Below are 20415 nucleotides of genomic sequence, written 5' to 3'. Positions count from 1 at the left end.
CAACGACTAGACAAAAAATGACTAGTCATTGGGGACGTTCTTAAATGACTACTTTACAGCTCCAGCGCCTCGGCGACTTCGGCAGCGCAGGCCAGGGCGTCGGCCATGGCGCTTACCACGAGCGAACTGCCATTGCGAGCATCGCCGGCCACGTATACCGGTGTGGCGCCCGCGGCGACGCCGTCGACACGGGCCGCAAGGTGCGAGCCCTCGGCAGCCATCACCGGCAGCGGACGACCAGCGGTGGCAACAGGCACGCCAACGGCGTCGAACACGCCATGCTCGGGACCCGTAAAGCCGCAGGCGATGAGCACCAGCTGGGCCGGCACCTCGTGCTCGGAGCCCGCGATGCGCTCGGGCTTGCCAGCCGACCAATCCAGATCGACCACGCGCAGGCCCGCGGCCGCGCCCTTCTTGTCCAACAGTACCTCGAGCGTATCCACACCCCAAGCGCGCATCTCGCCGCCCATGGCAGCGATGGCCTCCTGCTGGCCATAATCGGTCTTCTTCACGTTGGGCCACTGCGGCCAGGGGTTGCTCGCCGCGCGCGCATCAGGCGCCGCCGGCAAGAACTCAAACTGGCGCACGCTGCGCGCACCCTGACGTACCGCGGTGCCCACGCAGTCGTTACCGGTATCGCCGCCGCCAATGACCACAACGTCCAGGCCGCGCGCGTTCACCGCGGGCTCGCCGCCATCGAGCACCGAGACGATCGAAGCCGCCAGGTAGTCCACGGCATACACCACGCCCGGGGCATCAATGTTCGCAGCCGAAAGCCCACGCGGAGCACGGGCGCCGGCAGCCACCACGACGGCGTCAAAGTCGTCGAGCTTGGCGGTAACCTTGGAATCGCTCACGTCGGCACTCAGCTCGAACACAATGCCCAGCTCGCGCATGAGCGCCACGCGACGCTCGACCACGGACTTCTCGAGCTTCATGTTGGGAATGCCGTACATGAGCAGACCGCCCGGGCGGTCGTCGCGCTCAAACACCGTCACGCGGGCGCCACGACGCGCAAGCTCCCATGCTGCCACCAGACCAGCGGGACCGGAACCCACCACGGCAACCGTGGGTGCACCCTCCCCTGCCGGCTCAAAGCGGTGCGGACCGCCGTTGGCCCACTCATGGTCGCTGATCGCGCGCTCGTTGTCATGAATCGTCGTGGGCTGGCCATCGACCGAGCCCAGGTTGCATGCGGCCTCGCACAGCGCCGGGCACACGCGACTCGTGAACTCGGGCATGGGCGAGGTGAGTGACAGGCGCTCGGCAGCCTCGTCCCAACGGCCGCGGTACACCAGCTCGTTCCACTCGGGAATCAGGTTGTGCAGCGGACAGCCGCTCGGACGTGCCTTGCCAAAGCTCGCGCCCATCTGACAAAACGCCACACCGCACATCATGCAGCGGCTCGCCTGGGCACGGCGCGCATCGTCGTCGAGCTCCACGTACAGCGGATCGAAATCGCGGCTGCGCTCCTCCACGGGGCGCAGCTCGTGGGTCACGCGATCGATATCAAGAAAAGCACCGGGCTTACCCATGGCACTTACGCCTCCTTCTTGGTCGAAGCAACAGAGCTGGCGGCGGCGGGCACAGCGCCAGCGACACCACCCGCCACATCAAAGCGAGCGACATCGGCGGCGTCGGCGCGACCGGTCACAATGTCAAACGCCAGCTCCTCGGCCTGCTCATGCGTCTTGCCGACGGCCTCGGCGGCGGCGACAATCGCCAGCACGCGCTCGTACTCGGTCGGAATGACCTTCACAAAGTGCTTGCTCATCGTCTCAAAGCTGTAGAGCAACTTAATGCCGCGCGGGCTCTGCGTCGCGTCCACGTGCTCCTGGACGAGCGCACGAATCTGCGCCAGCTCACCGGCCGTCGGGGCTTTAAGCTCAACGCTCTCGTGGTTCACACGGGCATCGAGCGTGCCGTACTGGTCAAAGACGTAAGCCACGCCGCCCGTCATGCCGGCGGCGAAGTTCTGCCCGACCTCGCCCAGAATGAGCGCCAGACCTCCCGTCATGTACTCGCAGCCATGGTTGCCGCAGCCCTCGACCACCACCGTGGCACCGGAGTTGCGTACGCCAAAGCGCTGGCCGGCCAGGCCGTTAATGAAGCCGCGGCCACTCGTAGCGCCAAAGAACGCAACGTTGCCCACGATGATGTTCTCGTCGAACTTGTAGGTCGCATGCGGGTTGGGGCGCACCGACACCTCGCCGCCCGAAAGGCCCTTGCCAAAGTAGTCGTTGGCGTCGCCGCACACGTTGAGCGTAATGCCGCGCGGCAGGAAGGCGCCAAAGCTCTGACCGGCCGAACCATCGCAATCGATGGTGATGGAGCCGGCGGGCAGGCCCTCGGGATGCGCCTTGGTCACCGCGTTGCCCAAGATGGTGCCCACGCAGCGGTTGACGTTGGCGATATCGGCGCGGAAGCGAATCGGACGCAGGTGCGCACGGGCATCGGCCGTATAGGGCACAAACAACGTGGAGTCGAGCGTCTTTTCGAGCTCGCTGTCCGCAGCCATCTGCGGCAGGAAGTGACGACCGTCGGCACCCGGGATGTGGGCACCGAACTCGCAGGTTGCGCTCGCCAGCACGGGCGACAGATCGAGCAGGTTGGCCTTGCGGTTGCCCGGGACCTCAATCTGGCGCAAGCACTCGGGATGGCCGACCATCTCGTCGACGGTGCGGAAGCCCAGGCTCGCCATGACCTCGCGCAGCTGCTCGGCAACAAAGAGCATAAAGTGCTCGACGTGCTCGGGCTTGCCGCGGAAGCCGCGACGCAGGCGACAGTTTTGCGTGGCGATGCCGGCCGGGCAGGTATCCTGCTGGCAGTCGCGCTGCATAAGGCAGCCCATGGAGATGAGCGGCATGGTCGCAAAGCCAAACTCCTCGGCACCCAGCAGGCAGGCGACGGCGACATCGGTGCCGTCCATGAGCTTGCCGTCGGCTTCGAGCACCACGCGTGAGCGCAGGCCGTTTTGCAGCAGCGTCTGCTGGGCCTCGGCAAGGCCAAGCTCCAGCGGCAGACCCGCGTGCCAGATAGAGTCGCGCGCAGCGGCACCCGAGCCGCCATTATGGCCGCTGATCAAGATCTTGTCGGCGGCACCCTTGGCCACACCGGTGGCGATGGTGCCGACGCCGGCCTCGCTGACCAGCTTGACCGACACGCGTGCGCCGGGGTTGGCGTTCTTAAGGTCAAAGATCAGCTCTGCCAGGTCCTCGATAGAGTAAATATCGTGGTGCGGCGGGGGCGAGATCAGACCGATGCCGGGCGTGGACTGACGGACCTCGGCGATCCAGGGGTAGACCTTCTTGCCGGGCAGGTGGCCGCCCTCGCCGGGCTTGGCGCCCTGGGCCATCTTGATCTGAATCTCGAAGGCGCTGCACAGGTAGCGGCTCGTCACGCCAAAGCGCGCGCTTGCCACCTGCTTGATGGCGGAATTCTTGGAGTCACCGTTGGCCAGCGGGGTCTCGCGACGCGGATCCTCGCCGCCCTCGCCCGAGTTGGAACGGCCATGCAGGCGGTTCATGGCGATGGCCATGCACTCGTGTGCTTCCTTGCTGATAGAGCCGTACGACATGGCGCCGGTGTTAAAGCGGCGGACGATGTTGAGCGCGGGCTCGACCTCGTCGAGTGCCACCGGGGTGCGGCCGCTGGCATCAAAGTCCAGCAGGTCGCGCAGGCGCACGGCACGGCCGGTGCGATGCAGGCGGGCGCTGTACTCCTTAAAGGCGTCGTAGCTGTCCTCGCGACAGGCGGTCTGCAGCAGGTAGACGGTCTGGGGGTCAATCAGGTGGTCCTCGCCACCGAGCGGGCGCCACTTGGTCAGACCCAGCGTGGGCAGCTGATCGGGAGCCGGGCTCTTAAGGATGGCGAGCGCGGCGTCATAGCGTTCATTCTGCTCGCGCTCGACGTCCTCGACACCCATACCGCCCACACGGCTCACCGTGCCGGCGAAGTACGCGTTGACGAACTCCGGCGTAAAGCCCACGGCCTCGAAGATCTGCGCCGAATGGTAGCTCTGCACCGTGGAGATGCCCATCTTGGACATGATGGAGACGATACCGGCGGTTGCAGCCTTGTTGTAGTTGTCGATGCCCTGTTCGGCCGTCACGTCCAGGTCGCCGTGCGCCGCCAGGTCGCGAATGCACGCATGCGCGTTGTACGGATAGATGCCGCTCGCGGAGTAGCCCACCAGCGCCGCAAAGTCGTGCGGGGACACGGCATCGCCGCACTCCACCACGATGTCGGCAAAGGTACGCACGCCGGCGCGAATCAGGTGGTTGTGCACGCAGCCCACGGCGAGCAGCGACGGTACGGGCACCTCGCCCGCAGCGGCACGATCGCTCAACACCACGATGTTCACGCCGTCGCGGACCGCGGCCTCAACGTCCTCTGCAAGCTGCTTGAGCGCAGCCTGCAGCGCACCCTCGCCGGCATCGCGGCGGTAGACGGCACGGAAACGGCGGGTTTTAAAGCCCACGCGGTCGATGGCGCAAATGCGGTCGAACTCCTCCTCGCTCAGCAGCGGACGCTCCAGGCGCACCAGCTGACAGGCCGTACGGGAGTCCTCGAGCAGGTTGCCGTGGTTGCCCAGGTAGAGCGTGGTCGAGGTAACCATATGCTCGCGAAGAGCGTCGATGGGCGGATTCGTGACCTGAGCGAACAGCTGATAGAAGTAGTCGAAGAACGAGCGCGTCTTCTTGGACAGGCAGGCCAGCGGCGCATCGATACCCATCGAGGCGAGCGGCGCCTTGCCCTGCTGGGCCATGGGGCGCACGACCTCGTCAACATCATCCCAGTGATACCCGAGCTTGGCCATGCGCACGGCGGCGGGCACCTCGGTATCCTCGGCGGGCGTGGGCGCGACGGGCTTGTCGAGCGCGTCGACGGTCAGCGTCTCCTCGGCGATCCAGTCGCGATAGGGCTTTTCCTTGGCGTAACGGGCGCGCAGCTCGTCGTTGTAGATGACGCGGCCGCGGGCAAAGTCGACCTCGAGCATCTGGCCCGGCCCCAGACAGCCGCTCGTCAGGATGTTCTCGGGGCTTACCTCGATGGTGCCCACCTCGCTTGCCAGCATAAAGCGACCGTCGCGCGTCACATAGTAGCGGGCAGGACGCAGGCCGTTACGGTCGAGGGCGGCGCCCAGCGTGCGACCGTCGGTAAAGGCGATGGCCGCCGGGCCGTCCCACGGCTCCATGAGCATGGACTGGTAGGCGTCGTAGGCGCGGCGCTCCTCACTCAGGCTGTCGTTGTGGTCCCACGGCTCGGGCAGCAACATGGACGCGGCACGCGTGAGCGGACGACCATTCATGACCAGGAACTCGAGCACATTGTCCAGAATCGCGGAGTCGGAACCCTCGCGGTTGATGATGGGCATCACACGCTCAAGATCATGCTGCAACACGGGGCTGTACAGGTTGGGTTCGCGGGCGCGAATCCAGTTGACGTTGCCCTTGAGGGTGTTGATCTCGCCGTTATGGATGATAAAGCGGTTGGGGTGCGCGCGCTCCCAGCTGGGCGTGGTGTTAGTGGAGTAGCGCGAGTGGACGAGCGCTACGGCCGTCTTGACGGCGGCGTCGTTGAGGTCGATGAAGAAGCGGCGCATCTGCGTGGCGACCAGCATGCCCTTGTACACGATGGTATGCGAGCTCATGGAGCACACGTAGAAGATCTTATCGCGCAGGGCAAACTCGGCGTCGGCCTTCTTCTCGATGGTGCGGCGGCACACATACAGACGGCGCTCGAAGGCGTCGCCCGCCGGCGTGTCGTCCGGACGGCCCAGGAAGGCCTGCAAGATGGTGGGCATGCAGGCGCGGGCCGTCTCGCCCAGGTCGTGCGGGTCGACCGGCACCTCGCGCCAAAAGAGCAGCGGCACGCCGGCCTCGGCGCAGCCCTCCTCAAACACGCGGCGGGCATCCTCTACGCCCTTGTCGTCCTGCGGGAAGAACAGCATGGCCACGCCATAGTCGCCCTCTGCCGGCAGAATCTGGCCGCACTTTTGAGCCTCTTTGCGAAAAAAATGATGCGGAACCTGGAACAGGATGCCGGCGCCGTCGCCGGTGTTCTTCTCGAGTCCCGTACCGCCGCGGTGCTCCAAGTTGACCAGAATGGACAGTGCATCGTCCAGAATCTGGTGATGGCGCTCACCGTTGATATCGGCGAGCGCGCCGATGCCACACGCATCGTGGTCGAATTCGGGGCGATAAAGGCCCTGCTGCTGAGCGGAATCTGCCTGCATCGCGATCCTCCCCTAGATATTTAGTCAGTCAGTTGAATAGGCATACTAGGAGCATCGCCGGCCCGTTGTGTTTCCCACCCGTTTCGAAACAATCGCGTAACGCACGCCCTACGAGTGGGTGCCGCAGGTTGAGCATGCGCCCGAGATGTCGATGGAGCCCATCGACAACGCCACCTTCCGCGTACCGGGTGGTCTGTAAACTCACTGCATCTAACATCTCAATCTGTAACAGGAAGACCCAATTTTGGCGCCTAGATGTTACAGATTGAGATCTTCTGCAGGACGGTTTTGGTTTGTCTCAATCTGTAACACGAAGAGCCGGTTTTGGCGGTCAGCTGTTACAAATCAAGATTTTTCATAGGACCATTTCTTCCTGTCTTGATCTGTAACACCTAGACCCAATTTCCATCCTTAGTTGTTACAGATCAAGACATTTCGGTAATCCCCTTTCACCATCCTATTCAAATGCAACAATTTTGTTAGTCTTGGTTAACTTTTTAGCATAAAACGGGTATCCTTTGCGGCGTCAAACAAACGGCACGCAGGAGCTCACCATGCTCAACCATCTCAAACAACACTTTGGCTCGCACCGCACCGGAGGCCACGGAGGTCTGGATATCGCCCGGCATATCGGCCCCGGGCTGCTCGTGACCGTCGGCTTTATCGATCCGGGCAACTGGGCCTCCAACATGGCCGCCGGCTCGCAGTTTGGCTACGCGCTGCTGTGGATCGTCACGCTGTCCACGATCATGCTCATTGTGCTGCAGCACAACGCGGCACACCTGGGTATCGCCACGGGCACCTGTCTTGCCGAGGCCACGACACGTTACCTTCCCCGCTTCGTTGGGCGCACGGTGCTTGCCAGCGCCTACCTCGCGACCATCGCCACCGCCATGGCCGAAGTCCTGGGCGGTGCGATCGCGCTCCAGATGCTCTTTGGGCTGCCCGTGCGCGCGGGCTGCGTCATCGTGGCGACAGTATCGATGGCGATGCTCATGACGAACTCCTACAAGCGTGCCGAACGCTGGATCATCGCCTTCGTCGGCGTGGTAGGACTCTCGTTTTTGGCCGAGCTTGCACTAGTCAAGGTCGACTGGCCGCAAGCCGCCGCAAGCTGGATCACGCCCAGTATGCCCACTGGCTCTGCCGCGATTATCGTGAGTGTCCTGGGTGCGGTCGTTATGCCCCACAACCTCTTCCTGCACTCCGAGGTCATCCAATCCATGCACTTCGAAGGCCAAGGCGAGCAAGTTATCGAAGAGCGTCTGCACTACGAGCTCTTCGACACGCTCTTTTCGATGGGCGTGGGCTGGGCAATCAACTCGGCCATGGTCATCCTGGCCGCAACGACCTTCTTTGCGCATGGCATTGTCGTAGACGACCTCGCCGTCGCAGCGGACACGCTCTCCCCCATTCTGGGCCCGGCAAGCTCGACCATCTTTGCGGTGGCACTGCTGTTTGCGGGCATATCGAGTAGTGTGACGGTGGGCATGGCGGCGGGAACCATCACCGCGGGCATGTTCGACGAGGAATACGACATCCACGACCGACATTCCTCGATCGGGGCGGCGGCTTGTTTCGTCGGCGCAGTGGCGGCGTGCTTGGTCGTCCCGAATCCTTTTGAGGGTCTCATCTGGAGTCAGGCGCTGCTGTCGCTTCAGCTGCCAATTACGGTCTTTGTGCTCATACGACTCACCAGTTCGCCCCGCGTTATGGGCAAATACGCCAACTCGCGCCCGCTCAACGCGCTGCTCGTAGGGATCGGCGTCATCGTGACGATTCTCGACATCGTGCTGCTAACGGGAATGTAATTGGGATGGCGTGGCTGTCCAGATATAACGTCTTAATCTGTAACACGTAAGGCCGTTTTAAACCGTCAGATAAATCAAAAGGGTCCCAGCCGGAATATCCAGCCGGGGCCCTTGGACAGAGCTCTGTATGGCTAATCGCCGTGTGTCTACGAGCTACTCCTCGACGAGCTCAAACTGATCGGGACCGACGCCGCAGACCGGGCACACGTAGTCCTCGGGCAGCTCGGGCGTGTCGACCTCAACCTCGTAACCGCAAACGGTGCACACAAACTTATACGTCTTCTTCTCCTCAGCCATGATGTTCTCCTCTCGAACGTGACTGCTGGTGTACTTACTTATTAGTATATATTCTCAATAACATAATGCAAGTATTTTTAGAACATTTCTAGCCTTGATACGACGAGGCTTTGGGCGGCGTCTTGCCCTTTAGCACCTTGTGATAGTAGTCGTACGTCAGCGGCGTCTCGTCGCTCAGGCGCTCGGCATCCTCGACCTCGCCAATAAACAGCAGATGCGTGCCCACATCCACAGTGTCGATCAAACGGCAGCTAAACAGGGCCGCCGCGCGCTCAGGCACATAGGGCATGCCCAGAGCCGTCTCGCGGGTCTCGTATTTGGCAAACTTGTCATAATCGCTGCTGGTGCGGAACCCAAAGTTACCGATGTAGAGCATGTCGGCGGTCTGATCGATCACGGTCAGCGCGAACGCTTTGGCCGATGCGATGACGCCCGAGGTGACATTGTCCTTGTTCACGGCAACCGAAATACGCGGCGGCATGGACGTCACCTGCACCGCAGTGTTGATGACGCAGCCGGCGCGCAGCCCGTCTGCCGCAGCGCTCGCCACGTACAGACCGCTCGGCATGGTAAAGAACGCAGTTTTGTCCATAACGATCACTCCCCTAGCTCGGGTTGGAACCTCATGAATGTATGTACCCACAAAAAAGGCGGCACCCATAACGGACGCCGCCTTTAAGACATATGTGTCAGAACAGTAAGAAAGATGAGACGCCCGCAGTTGCGGTGAAATAGGGACTGAATAGCCCCTCAAACAGGCAAAACAGTCCGTATTCCACCGCAACTTATACAGAGTGCCTAGCGGTTGCGTTCCTTAAGGGCGCGGTCGATCTCGCGTTGGACATCACGCTTGGCCATGTCCTCGCGCTTGTCGTAGAGCTTCTTGCCGCGACCCAGACCCAGCAGCAGCTTTACGCGGCCGTCCGTATTAAAGTAGAGCTCCAACGGAACCAGCGCATAACCACGGTTGCGAAGTTTGCCGTCAAGAAAGTCGATCTCCTTGCGGTGCAGCAGCAAACGACGCCGACGGTCGGGATCGCGATTCCACACGCCACCATGGCTATAAGGGTGGATATGCAGTCCGATGAGCCAGCACTCGCCGCCACGAATCAGCGCAAAAGTGTCAGTGATCTGGCAGGCGCGCTCGCGAATCGACTTGACCTCGGTGCCGCTCAGTTCAATGCCGCATTCGAACGTCTCATCGATAAAGTACTCGTGATGTGCCGAGCGATTCTTGGAAATGAGCTTGCGCTCGCGCTTACTGGGCATCGCCGGCCTCCTTGGCGCCATCGGCGTTTGAGCCCGCAGCCTCGCGCTTTGCCTTGCGCTCGGCATTGAGCTCGGCATCGCTCTCGCGCACCAGTTTGATAATCGCCGCGCAGGCCTCCTCGCCCACCAAGTCGCGAGCACGCACCGTCAGGCGCGTCGCCTCCTGCTTGTCGCCGTCGCTTGCAGCATCGGTCGCACACATGATCAGGCAGATGGCAATCTCGGCCGAAGGCGAGGTCGGCACGGCTTGCAGGGCCAATTCACCCATCACGTGGTCGTCGCTCTCATCAGCGGCATCCGGATAGGTGGTATGGATCTTGTTGAGCAGGCGCGTCGTATGCGCATCGTTGGGCGCCAGGCGCAGCGCCAGACGCGCGCAGCCCACGGCAGCCGAAACGTTCTCGGTCTCGGGCTCCAAGAAGTACTGACCTAGATTGGCGTAAGCGCGGGCGGCGCACTTGCCATCGCTTGCACGCTCCAGCACCGAGAACGAGAGCGATGCCCATTCCTGCTTGTCCTCGAGTGCGCGGAACAGCTCGGCCAAATCCAAGCGATAGTTGCAGTTCATGGGGTCCCAACGCACAGCCTGCATCAGGGCATTACGAGCGCTTACATAATCCTGCTGGCGAATGTAGGCAAACGCCATGTCAGAGTACAGGCGGTCAAACGGCACCTCGACCTGCACGAGCTCGCGCGGATCCTTCTCCACGCGGCGATAGGCCAAGCGCTCAAACTTGCTATCGAAGCTAAAGTATTGACGCTTCTCCTCCGTCTTGCACTCGGCGTCGATATACTCCTCGGCGAGCTCCACCAGACGCTCCAGCAGCGGCGTCGCCGTAGCTAGGTCGCCCTGCGCCAGATAGTTCTCGGCATACGTGATGTCTTGCAAGCTGATGGGCAGATCCATGGCTACTCCTCGATCTGAGCGAAACACGGCAGGCGCCGTATATACGGTCAATACACAAAACCCGGGTCTCTTACGAGGCCCGGGCGTTCAATTTTGGTAGCCCGTACCAGATTCGAACTGGTGATCTCCGCCTTGAGAGGGCGGCGTCCTAAACCGCTAGACGAACGGGCCATATGTAGCAAATGCAATGGCTGGGATGGAGGGAGTCGAACCCCCATTGACGGAACCAGAATCCGCTGTCCTGCCATTAGACGACATCCCAATGACTGCATCGCTGCGCTCGGCTGTGCCTTTGCGCAAGAAAGAAATATACGGGAAGTCTCGCCGTGACGCAAGCCCCAATTTTGACTTTTTTGAAATTCAGTCAAATTGGCCTAATTTAGTCCAACCCGTGAAGGACCTGTGAAGCCAACCGCTGTACACGAAGGGCAAAACGCCGTGAGCGGTAGCCGTCAACCGTTGGCAGATTCTACCGTGAAAACGATAGCACCAGGCAACACAATCGAAGTATCAATGATCGCGTAGATATCGAGGCGCCATGGACGAAGAGCTTGATTACCTATGGGAGACCCTGGGCCTCGAGATCACTGCCGACCTTTGGCCCGAACGGGACAAAATTCACCCCACGTTACGCCCCGCCATTACTGTGGTGCAGGCAAAATACCGCCGTGCATCCTTTTTAATCATGCGGATGTCATGGCACGCGGGACTCCCCGACCTTAAGCGAATCCAGGCAAGCCTCGTCGAGCTGTCCGGCATGCCGACCGTCATATCCGAGGCGCACCTGGAGCAGCGCCAGCGCGAGCGACTGCAACAGCAGCGGATTCCCTTTATCTGCCCTGGCGTTCAGGCATATCTGCCCTTTATGGACGAGGAGTACTGGAGCGGCAAGCCCAACAAGCACGTAAAGGTCTACGATCCGCACGAATGGGCACAGCTGGCGGACTGACTGGGGCAGGCCCGCCGACGGAAAGTGCATCCCAGATTTCAAGCTCAAACTGGTCCCCACTTTCCCGTCGAGCCCTCAACCGGAAACCGTGCCCCACAATCGAAGCTCAGAATGGGACGTGCTTTCCGCAACCGGCCACTTTGGGAAAGTGCATCCCATTCTGGAAGCGAATTCCGGGTCGCACTTTCCGCAGCCGCTACAGCAACGCCTCGGCCCAAGCCGATTCCCTAAAGCCGGGAATCGCAAAGTCGTCGCCCACCAGCAGCGGACGCTTGACCAGCATGCCGTCGGTCGCCAGCAGCTCGTAGCACTCCCGATCCGTCATGCCCGCATCCAGACGCGCCTTCAGGCCCAGCTCTCGATATTTCATGCCCGACGAATTAAAGAAGCGCCGCACCGGCAGCCCCGAACGAGCAATCCAGGTCGCAAGCTCATCAGCCGTGGGATTGTCCAAAACGATATCGCGATCGATATACTCTACCCCATGTTCGTCCAGCCATGCCTTGGCCTTCTTACAGGTCGAGCACTTGGGATATTCAACAAACAGTACGGTCATGGGAATCCTCCGAATATAGATCGGCCAACGCAGGCACACGCCACACGAGGCGCCTTCGTATGATGGGCCAATTGTAGCCCACGGGTCACACGCTAAACGAACCGTACCCCGAATCCGCGTTTAATGAACGGCAGCAGCTCCATTGCCTCGGTCGTGATATGGCCCGCAACGTTCATGCGCTCGTCACCGGGAAGATCGACCCGCGCAATCTCAAGCTCGCCTTCGTAGCGCCCATATCCGCTATTGCTCACAGCGATCGACCCCGCCTTTCGCGGCAGGCCGGCTCCGACATCCGTCGGCACGGAATCCGGCTTAAGCGTCGTACGTGACTCCTGAGACCTAAAAATGAGGACGCTCGAGTCGGGCCGGTCGTGATGAATCTGCCCGCGCACATAGGCATAACCGGGCTCAAGCTCGCATTGCAAATCCACGTATCCGGCGGAAACTTGAGCAAACTGCGCCCAGCCCGCATCGGATAGATCGGGGTCGCCGACCAACACAATGTCGCAATCGGCGCCATGTGCAAGCTCAAGCATATTGAGAGCAACCTTTGACGCGCGACCGCGCTGCGCCTCGACCGTCGGCAGTCCCTCGAATACCGGCCCGCGAACGTTAGCATCACCCGGCACAAAAGCCATGATTTCGAATCCAAGCGCCGCAAGACGAAGATTCACCCGAGCAATGTCCTCCAGAGCTAAACCGGTATAAGGCTTGGGGTAAAAATTGTGGCAGGCGGCAAAACGAGTCACATCGGCACCGGCCTCACGCCACGATGCGATTTCATCAGAACTCACCGTCGATGCATTGACCACAATGTGAAATACACCGGACAGCTCCGCGACCCGCTGGGCGCTAAAGCCATAGTCCAAACGAAGGTATTCCAACCCCAGATCGCGCAGGTCCTCGATGCGCTCAAGCCCGAGCAAATCGCACGTGCGAGGCCCCACATCGGCAATGAGCGCAATGCCGCGGGCGGAAAGCAGCGACAGCACATGACGGACCTTATCGGCATACGCCGCTCCCCCATCCTCGGGAATATGCAGCGAGGTGAACGCATAGCGCGCACCCGCCGCGGCACCATGTTCAATCGTCCGCTCAATATCCTGCAGAGGGCTGGAAAGATAAATCGAAATACCCGTTTTCACGCTTCAACGCTCCTTTAAAAAAGGCCGGCGGAGCAGCTAGCCCCGCCGGCACAACCATAACATCAAGAAATCTGCCGCGCGCCGCGAACCCCGAGCAACACGGCTCGCGATATCAAACTACTCGCCAAAGAACTCGTTGATTTTCTGCTCGTCGACGCCAAAGAACCACGTCAGGACAAAGCCGGCGGCATAGGCAAGCAGCATAGCGGCAACGTAGCCGAGCTGCTGGCCAGGAACGACGATCAGCAGGCCAAACAGACCGGAAACGCCCTGAGAAACCGTGCCGATGTGAAGCAGCGCCGCGAGCGCGCCGCCAAATCCGGCACCCAGGCAGGCCGTCACAAACGGACGAACGAGCGGCAGCGTAACAGCATACATCAGAGGCTCGCCCACACCCAGGATTCCAACGGGAATGGACTCTGCGACGTACTTCTTGAGCTTGGCGTTCTTGGTCTTAAAGTACAGCGCCAAACCGGCACCGACCTGGCCGCCGCCAGCCATCATAAGGATGGGAAGCAGGTAATTGATACCCTTGGTAGCGCCGTCGGGATCGTTGAGCATAGCGTGGATCGGCGTGAGCGCCTGATGCAGGCCGACGGAAACCAGCGGCAAGAAGCCTGCCGACAGGATATAGCCGCCCAGGACGCCCAGCTTCTCGAAGATAAAGGTCAAAACGCTAAAGATGGCAGTCGTCAGCCATGCGCCAACCGGCTGGATGACGAGCATCAGAGCAAAGGCGCCGATGATGAGCACCAGCAGCGGAGACAAGAACGTGTCGAGTGCGTTGGGCATAACCTTGCGAATCTGACGCTCCATCCAGGCAAAAAATGCGCCAGCGATGAGAGCCGCGATCATGCCGCCCGCTGCGGGGTTGTACTGCGCACTGGTGAGCGGCAGCAGAATGGCAGTGGCAGGATCAGCCGCGCCAGGCGCAAGCAGGGGCATGGCACTGTTGGCGATACACATCATGCCGGCGATGCCGCCCAGCGCAGCGGAGCCACCAAACTCACGTGCCGCGTTATAACCCACCAAGATGGGCAGATAGGCGAACAGGGCCCAGCCCATGGAACGAATGCCCTGGTACCACCACTCGCCTGCAAGCGCGCCTGCCGTCGAGACGTTAATGACGTTGCAGATACCGTTGATGAGGCCAGCCGCAATGATGCCGGGAAGCAGGGCGACGAAGACATTGGAAATCTTCTTGAGGAAGGCCTGAACCGGCTTGGACTCGTACTTGGCCTTCTGCGCGGCCTTGTTCGTGGCCGCAGCGTCAACCACGCTCTCGTCGGCAACGCCTTTCGCAAGGCCGGTGAGCTTGGAGAACTCCTCGAGCACCTTATTCACCTTGCCCGGACCCAGCACGATCTGCATCGTGTCGTCCTCGACCAGGCCCATCACGCCGTCGAGCGCCTTAATGCCCTCCGTGTCGACGTTGCCCGCGTCTTTGACGGTCACGCGCAGGCGCGTCATGCACGCCGCGTTTGCTAGCACGTTGTCTTTACCGCCCAAAAGATCCAGCAGCTTTTGAGCCAGCTCTTTGTTCGTCATAACTCCTCCTTGTATTGGATATCTCGTCTGGATGTCATATCAGCTCACGCCGCGCACCTATCGGGCGTCGGCATTGCTCTTCTCATGGCCACTCACCGCAGCACGGACATGGCCTCGCGCCCGCTCAAGAGCTACCGCGGCCTGCTCGGCATCGCAGTCCAGCAGCACCGAGACAATAGCGGTTTTTACGTGGCCGCCGGCATCTGCAAGCGCCTGAACAGCGCGCTCGCGCGTGCAGCCGGTCGCCTCCATCACGATGTTCTGGCCGCGCACCACCAACTTCTCGTTCGTCTGCTGCACATCGACCATCAGGTTTTGGTATACCTTGCCGATCTTGACCATGGCACCGGTCGAAATCATGTTGAGAATGAGCTTCTGGACCGTTCCCGCCTTGAGCCTCGTTGAGCCGGTCAGCACCTCGGGACCGGGCACGGGCTCAATGGCAAGATCTGCGCTCTCCCCGATCTTCGACCCTTGGTTACAGGCAATTGCAATGGTCTTGCACCCAGTTGCCTTGGCGTACACAAGGCCGCCCACCACATAGGGAGTACGACCGCTTGCCGCCAGGCCAACGACAAGATCCTTGTCCGAGAGTCCACGCTCCCGCAGGTCGCTCGCGCCAAGCTCCTCGCTGTCTTCGGCACCTTCGACAGCCTTGATAAACGCCGTCTCGCCCCCAGCAATGAGCCCGACGACCAGATCGGGCGATACGCCAAACGTAGGCGGGCACTCCGAAGCGTCAAGCACGCCCAAACGACCACTAGTGCCCGCGCCCATGTAAAAGACGCGACCGCCGCGCTCAAGCGCCTCGGCAGCCCAGTCGATTGCCGTGGCAACCTGTTGCAACACTTTCGTGACCGACTGGACGGCACGGAGATCCTCATCGTTCATCGTCGTGACGATTTGCAGCGATGTCATCGTATCGAGGTCCATTGACCTTTGATTACGCTGTTCGGTCGTGAATTTTGTTAAATCGAGCATTTCATTCACCTCATCTTTCCTGTTTCTCGATGTAGTTTTGCTTTATGACATGCGTCGCCCGTTCGTAGTCGCTGGCAACGTAAGCAGCGTACAGGGCATCGACAACCATAAGCTGGGCCATACGCGAAGCCATGGCACCGCTGCGGACCAAGGGTTCACTCGCAGCAACGCCGAGCACGGCATCGGCCATGGTGGCAAGCTTGGATGATCCATCTACTTTGGTAACGGCCACAACGGGACAGTTGTGACGTTGAGCCTCAGCGGTGCAGTCCAGCACCTCTTGCGTCAAGCCCGAGTAGCTAAAGGCGATTGCCATATCGCCCTCATGCATGTTCTTGGCACATAAGAGCTGATCATGCCAGTCGTCGTACAGATGGCACTCTTTGTCGACACGCATGAGCTTTTGCGCCAGGTCGTGCGCGACCAAACGAGAGGCACCAATACCGAACAGATTGACCGCGCGTGCCCGCTTAAGACGGGCCGCGCATCGCTCCAAGACGGTGTAATCGAGCGTTCGCGCCGTCGCCTCGATCGTGCGCACGTTGCTTTTCATCACCTTCCCCACGATACGTTCGACGCTATCATCCATGGAGATGTCCTCGAGGGCTACGTCTTTCTTGTCACCTAAGAGCGCCAGCTCGGCAATCAGTTCGCGCTGGAACTCCTTGTAGCCCGCAAAACCCAAACGCTTGCAAAAGCGCAAAATGCTCGAGGGCGAGGAGAACGTGACATCGGCAAGACCGCGGACGGACAGCCCGACCACCTCGTGCGGATGAGCGCTTACATATGCGATGACATTGCGTTCCGCCGGGCTCGCGCTGAGCTCACGCTCGCGAAGCCGCAAAAGCAATCCGTTTGCCATCTCAAACACCTCCGTTGAGAAGAATTAAAGACCAACGAACGATTCGTACCGGATACAAACATCTTTTGCGGTACATTGTGCCGCATCGTGGCGCACAAAGGGCGAGCGTTCTACCGCTCGCCCCTCAAATCCGACCGCTCGGAAATACGCGCGACACAAAATAATTCAACAAGGTCGCATTATCAGAAACGGGTTTGTTACCGGCTAGCGCCTCGCATGGGCGCCGATCGGCCGAGTCGCATGGCGCACCAACGCCGCTGCCAGCAATACCAACAGCATGGCGGTGACATAGCCCGCAGCATCGAATCCTAAATCGATAACGTCGAAATGCCTGCCGGGAACAAAGATCTTATGCACCTGATCGCCAACGGAGCAGGCGGCGCAAAAGAGCAATACGGGCACGCAACGGGAGCATACGCTCCACGGACGCCTGGAAAGGCAAACCACGACCACGGAGGCGAATAATCCGACGAAGAAAAACTCTACGGTATGGGCAACGCGACGGACGTTTGTGCCCACCCACATGCGAATGGAAGCAAGTCGGCCAGACCGGACATTCGAGGCAGCCGAATCGGCGCCCCCGGTCATTCCGTTCTCTGTCTGGGCTTCACCCGTGGCATCAGCAGCCTGAACGCCCGTAGCCTGGCCCTCCACCACACGCGCGGTGGACTCGCTCAGCAACGACGTCTCCACCGCATTTTGCTCCGTCAGCACCCAGATGCCCGCCAGCGTTGCAGCGAACAGAACGATCGCGGTCCATCCGATTATTTGTTTTACGCGCGCCAAGGGCCAACCTCCTTTTTTGAATATCAGCGAGTGTAGCCCCAAATGGCATCGTCACCGTATCAAAATTTGAATCGCAACAGGAAGCGACAAAGCGACGCAAACCCCTACCCCGCCTCGCGCATCCAGCGATCGAACGTCCCCACGCACACGCCCAGGCACTTTGCCGCCTGGCTGCGGGTAATATCGCCCGCCTCATAGCTATCGCGCACCAGCTCAAACTGAGGAGGGCACGGCTTGCGAGGTCGACCGAAACGGACCCCTCGCGCCCGCGCCGCTGCAATTCCCTCCGCTTGGCGCCGATGGATATTCTCGCGCTCTACCTGCGCCACGTAGCTCAGCAGTTGCAGCACAATATCGGCAATCAGGACGTTGGTCACATCCGGCGCGCCGCTGGCCCTAGCGCGCGTGTCAAGCAATGGCATGTCCAACACCACAATGGCAACCCCGAGCTCCTTGGTAATGCGTCGCCATTCCTCAAGAATCTCGGAGTAATTACGGCCAAGCCGGTCGATAGAAAGCACCACCAGTACGTCCCCGTCTCCCAGGACGTGCAGCAGCTCGCGATAACGCGGTCGATCGAAGTCCTTGCCGCTCGCATGGTCGGCATAAATATTCGCCGAGCCCACGCCATAGGCGCCCAGCGCATCCAGCTGCCGATTAAGGTTCTGATCGCGCGAACTCACCCGCGCATAACCGTACACCGTCGCCATCTCATCCCCGCTTTCTTGTAAACCTGCCAAAAAGGGACAGGTTTATTTTGGTAGGTTTTACCTCTCAAATAGCAGGTAAGCGGGCGGCCGAGCAGACGGCAAGGTAGCCACGATTCAAATGCGAAGGGCGGTCCCGAAAGGCCGCCCTCCGCTCCCCCACCATGAGTCGGGATTTGGCTAATGGATAAGCTTAAAGTCCAAGTGCCCACGCGTGGTATTGACGCGCGAGACCTCGACAATCACGCGCTGCCCCAGCTCGTAACGGGTGCCCGTGTCGGCACCTGTGAGCGTGAGCGCGTCCTCGTCGAACTCGAACCACTCGTTGCCCAGACTCTTGATCGAAACCAAGCCTTCGACCTGCGTTAGGTCCAAGCGCACAAAAAGGCCCATGCTGCTAACCCACGAGACGGTTCCGGCATAGCGCTCGCCCAGACGGTCCTCATAGTACTGGGCAATCTTGATCTTTTGCGTCGCATGGCTGGCCGCATCTGCCGCGCGCTCGGCATCGCTGCATGTGCGGCAGATCTGCGGCAGAATGCGCGGCAGCGACTCGCGCCCCTTGCCGATCAGCCGCGACGTACGGACCAAGGCGTCCTTGCCGCCGAGCTGCTCATAGGCCAACTGCAGTTTGAGCACGCGGTGCACCACCAGATCGGGGTAGCGACGGATGGGACTCGTAAAGTGACAGTAGCACGGCGCGGCGAGCGCAAAGTGGCCCTCGTTGCACGGCTTGTACAGCGCGCGCTGCATGCTGCGCAGAAGCAGCGTGTTGACGAGCGGTGCGTTGGCCGTACCGGCGGCAGCATCAACTGCAGCCTGCAGCTCATCGGGGCTCCCCATGGCAATACCGGCAGCACGGCGATCGTCGATGATGCCTAGCTGCGCCAGCGCAACGGCGGCACCGTGCAGGCTATCGGGGCTCGGATCCTCATGCACGCGATAGCAGGCCTCGATATCACGGTCTGCCAGCCACTCTGCAACGCACTCGTTGGCGAGCAGCATGGCTTCCTCGATAAGCGACGTGGCACACGAACGCTCACGCGCCACAATCTGCACGGGTACTCCGTCCTCATCCAGCAGAGCACGAATCTCGGCCGTGTCAAAATCGACTGAGCCGCGGGCGCGACGGATACGACGGCGGAGTTCGGCGAGTTCGTTGGCGGCGACAAGGAAATCGCCGAGGTCGACGTTGTAGCCGCGGGCGGCCTCCTCGCACGCAAGACCGCGCTCAAGCGCTTCCTCGCGCGAGGTCTCGGCAGCCGCAACATCCTCGGCCGCACCCTCCAGCACCGAATACTCAACCGCGCCGGCACGCACCAGCAGTGCCTCGGCGCCGTCATAGTCCATACGCACACGCGAGCGAATCACGCTGGGGTACGGATCGTAATGCCGCACGCGACCCTGCGCATCGAGCTCAATGTCAACGGTAAACGCAAGGCGGTCCTCGTCAGGGCGAAGCGAGCACAGGTCACAGGACAGGCGTTCGGGCAGCATGGGAAGCACGCGATCGGCCAGATACACCGATGTCGTACGATGGCGAGCCTCAAGATCGATATGCCCGTCCCAAGCCACATAGTGTGAAACGTCGGCGATATGCACACCCAGCTTGTAGCCACCCTCGGGCGTGCGCTCCAGCGAAATGGCGTCGTCAAAGTCGCGCGCGTCGACCGGGTCGATCGTGATGACGAAGCGGTCGCGCAGATCGCGGCGGAGCGGGTCCTTAAGCGCCGCGGACACATCGAGCGAAAGCCCCTCGGCCTCGTCCAGCGCGGCCTCGGGATAGCTATCGGTATAGCCGTAACGCGCCATCACATATTGAACGCCCAAATCGGGCGCGTCATCTCCGCCAATGCGGCGTTCGATCGTCACGGTGCCCGATTCCAGGCGCGTCGGGTAGGTCAAAATGCGCGCGACAACGGCATCACCCGGGTGGACGCCCAGACGATCCGCCGAGGTATCCTCGGGCAGAATGAAGAAGTCGGCCTTCAGACGCGAATCGAGCGGCTCAATCACACCGAGCGGACCAGCGGTCTGGTACGTGCCCACCACGCTTATAGCTGCGCGCTCAACCACGCCCTCGATCACGGCGCGACGCTCGCCATGCGGGCTATTCTTAATGCTCACGGCAACGGTATCGCCGTCCATGATCTCACGCTTGCCGCGACCCATGACCTTGTAGTCGCCATTCTCGGTTATGACATAGGCACTGTGCTCATGGAGCTGCACGCGCCCGGTCAGGCTCGGACGGCGTTCGCTGCGCACCGGCCCGCGCTTATTGCGAGCTCCACGCTTATGCTTGTTATTGCGCCCCATGGCGCCTCCTAACTATCGATTGCCGTTTACATCCCAAGAGTCT

General features: G+C 61.0%; 16 protein-coding genes and 2 tRNA genes. 2 read left to right on the top strand and 16 right to left on the bottom strand.

Features of this window, described 5'->3' with window-relative positions; all coding sequences use genetic code 11:
• Window positions 1–53 precede the first annotated feature (53 nt).
• Complete coding sequence (locus tag JMJ97_RS07555; protein WP_260699769.1) at window positions 54–1535, bottom strand: glutamate synthase subunit beta; 1482 nt, start codon at window positions 1533–1535, stop codon at window positions 54–56.
• Window positions 1536–1540: 5 nt separating this feature from the next.
• Window positions 1541–6238 (bottom strand): glutamate synthase large subunit, encoded by a 4698-nt coding sequence (gene gltB, locus JMJ97_RS07550; protein WP_260699768.1) that lies wholly within the window; start codon window positions 6236–6238, stop codon window positions 1541–1543.
• A 554-nt stretch (window positions 6239–6792) separates the two neighbouring features.
• On the opposite strand from gltB, the gene JMJ97_RS07545 reads away from it, so the two are divergent.
• A complete protein-coding gene (locus JMJ97_RS07545) occupies window positions 6793–8049 on the top strand; it encodes an Nramp family divalent metal transporter (RefSeq protein WP_260699767.1) in 1257 nt (418 codons plus the stop codon).
• Window positions 8050–8202: 153 nt separating this feature from the next.
• Here JMJ97_RS07545 and JMJ97_RS07540 read toward each other — a convergent pair whose 3' ends face one another.
• The 6 genes from JMJ97_RS07540 to JMJ97_RS07515 all read right to left on the bottom strand — a co-directional run bounded on the left by JMJ97_RS07540 (window position 8203) and on the right by JMJ97_RS07515 (window position 10784).
• Entirely contained in the window at window positions 8203–8346 is a 144-nt protein-coding gene (locus JMJ97_RS07540) for a rubredoxin-like domain-containing protein (protein ID WP_035137395.1), read from the bottom strand.
• A gap of 88 nt (window positions 8347–8434) precedes the next feature.
• Window positions 8435–8938 carry a flavin reductase family protein gene (locus tag JMJ97_RS07535; protein WP_260699766.1) on the bottom strand — a complete coding sequence of 168 codons (504 nt, stop codon included), beginning with the start codon at window positions 8936–8938 and terminating at the stop codon, window positions 8435–8437.
• A gap of 206 nt (window positions 8939–9144) precedes the next feature.
• Window positions 9145–9615: an SsrA-binding protein SmpB gene (gene smpB / locus JMJ97_RS07530; protein WP_260699765.1), complete on the bottom strand. Its 471-nt coding sequence runs from the start codon at window positions 9613–9615 to the stop codon at window positions 9145–9147.
• Window positions 9605–10522, bottom strand: a complete 918-nt coding sequence (locus JMJ97_RS07525; RefSeq protein ID WP_260699764.1) for a tetratricopeptide repeat protein — start codon at window positions 10520–10522, stop codon at window positions 9605–9607. Before JMJ97_RS07525 ends, smpB begins: the two co-directional genes overlap by 11 nt.
• 94 nt (window positions 10523–10616) lie before the next feature.
• A tRNA-Glu gene (locus JMJ97_RS07520) sits at window positions 10617–10693 on the bottom strand.
• Between the two features lie 17 nt (window positions 10694–10710).
• Window positions 10711–10784, bottom strand: a tRNA-Gln gene (locus JMJ97_RS07515).
• Between the two features lie 276 nt (window positions 10785–11060).
• On the opposite strand from JMJ97_RS07515, the gene JMJ97_RS07510 reads away from it, so the two are divergent.
• Complete coding sequence (locus tag JMJ97_RS07510; RefSeq protein WP_006235322.1) at window positions 11061–11471, top strand: hypothetical protein; 411 nt, start codon at window positions 11061–11063, stop codon at window positions 11469–11471.
• A 196-nt stretch (window positions 11472–11667) separates the two neighbouring features.
• Here JMJ97_RS07510 and JMJ97_RS07505 read toward each other — a convergent pair whose 3' ends face one another.
• The 8 genes from JMJ97_RS07505 to JMJ97_RS07470 all read right to left on the bottom strand — a co-directional run bounded on the left by JMJ97_RS07505 (window position 11668) and on the right by JMJ97_RS07470 (window position 20372).
• Window positions 11668–12027 carry an arsenate reductase family protein gene (locus tag JMJ97_RS07505; protein WP_118226386.1) on the bottom strand — a complete coding sequence of 120 codons (360 nt, stop codon included), beginning with the start codon at window positions 12025–12027 and terminating at the stop codon, window positions 11668–11670.
• A gap of 92 nt (window positions 12028–12119) precedes the next feature.
• Complete coding sequence (locus JMJ97_RS09615) at window positions 12120–13172, bottom strand: MupG family TIM beta-alpha barrel fold protein (RefSeq protein ID WP_260699763.1); 1053 nt, start codon at window positions 13170–13172, stop codon at window positions 12120–12122.
• Window positions 13173–13289: 117 nt separating this feature from the next.
• Entirely contained in the window at window positions 13290–14720 is a 1431-nt protein-coding gene (locus JMJ97_RS07495) for a PTS transporter subunit EIIC (protein ID WP_195625107.1), read from the bottom strand.
• A gap of 57 nt (window positions 14721–14777) precedes the next feature.
• On the bottom strand, window positions 14778–15701 hold the full coding sequence (gene murQ / locus JMJ97_RS07490; RefSeq protein WP_260699760.1) for an N-acetylmuramic acid 6-phosphate etherase: 924 nt from the start codon (window positions 15699–15701) through the stop codon (window positions 14778–14780).
• Window positions 15702–15711: 10 nt separating this feature from the next.
• Window positions 15712–16563, bottom strand: a complete 852-nt coding sequence (locus tag JMJ97_RS07485; RefSeq protein ID WP_055310345.1) for a MurR/RpiR family transcriptional regulator — start codon at window positions 16561–16563, stop codon at window positions 15712–15714.
• 204 nt (window positions 16564–16767) lie between these two features.
• Window positions 16768–17349 (bottom strand): VanZ family protein, encoded by a 582-nt coding sequence (locus tag JMJ97_RS07480; protein WP_260699758.1) that lies wholly within the window; start codon window positions 17347–17349, stop codon window positions 16768–16770.
• Between the two features lie 104 nt (window positions 17350–17453).
• Window positions 17454–18059, bottom strand: a complete 606-nt coding sequence (locus JMJ97_RS07475; protein ID WP_055285671.1) for a recombinase family protein — start codon at window positions 18057–18059, stop codon at window positions 17454–17456.
• Between the two features lie 177 nt (window positions 18060–18236).
• Window positions 18237–20372 carry a ribonuclease R family protein gene (locus tag JMJ97_RS07470; RefSeq protein WP_260699754.1) on the bottom strand — a complete coding sequence of 712 codons (2136 nt, stop codon included), beginning with the start codon at window positions 20370–20372 and terminating at the stop codon, window positions 18237–18239.
• Window positions 20373–20415 lie beyond the last annotated feature (43 nt).

The sequence above is a fragment of the Collinsella aerofaciens genome (assembly GCF_025289055.1).
Lineage (GTDB): Bacteria > Actinomycetota > Coriobacteriia > Coriobacteriales > Coriobacteriaceae > Collinsella.
This window is presented reverse-complemented; position numbering and strand designations above follow the sequence as displayed.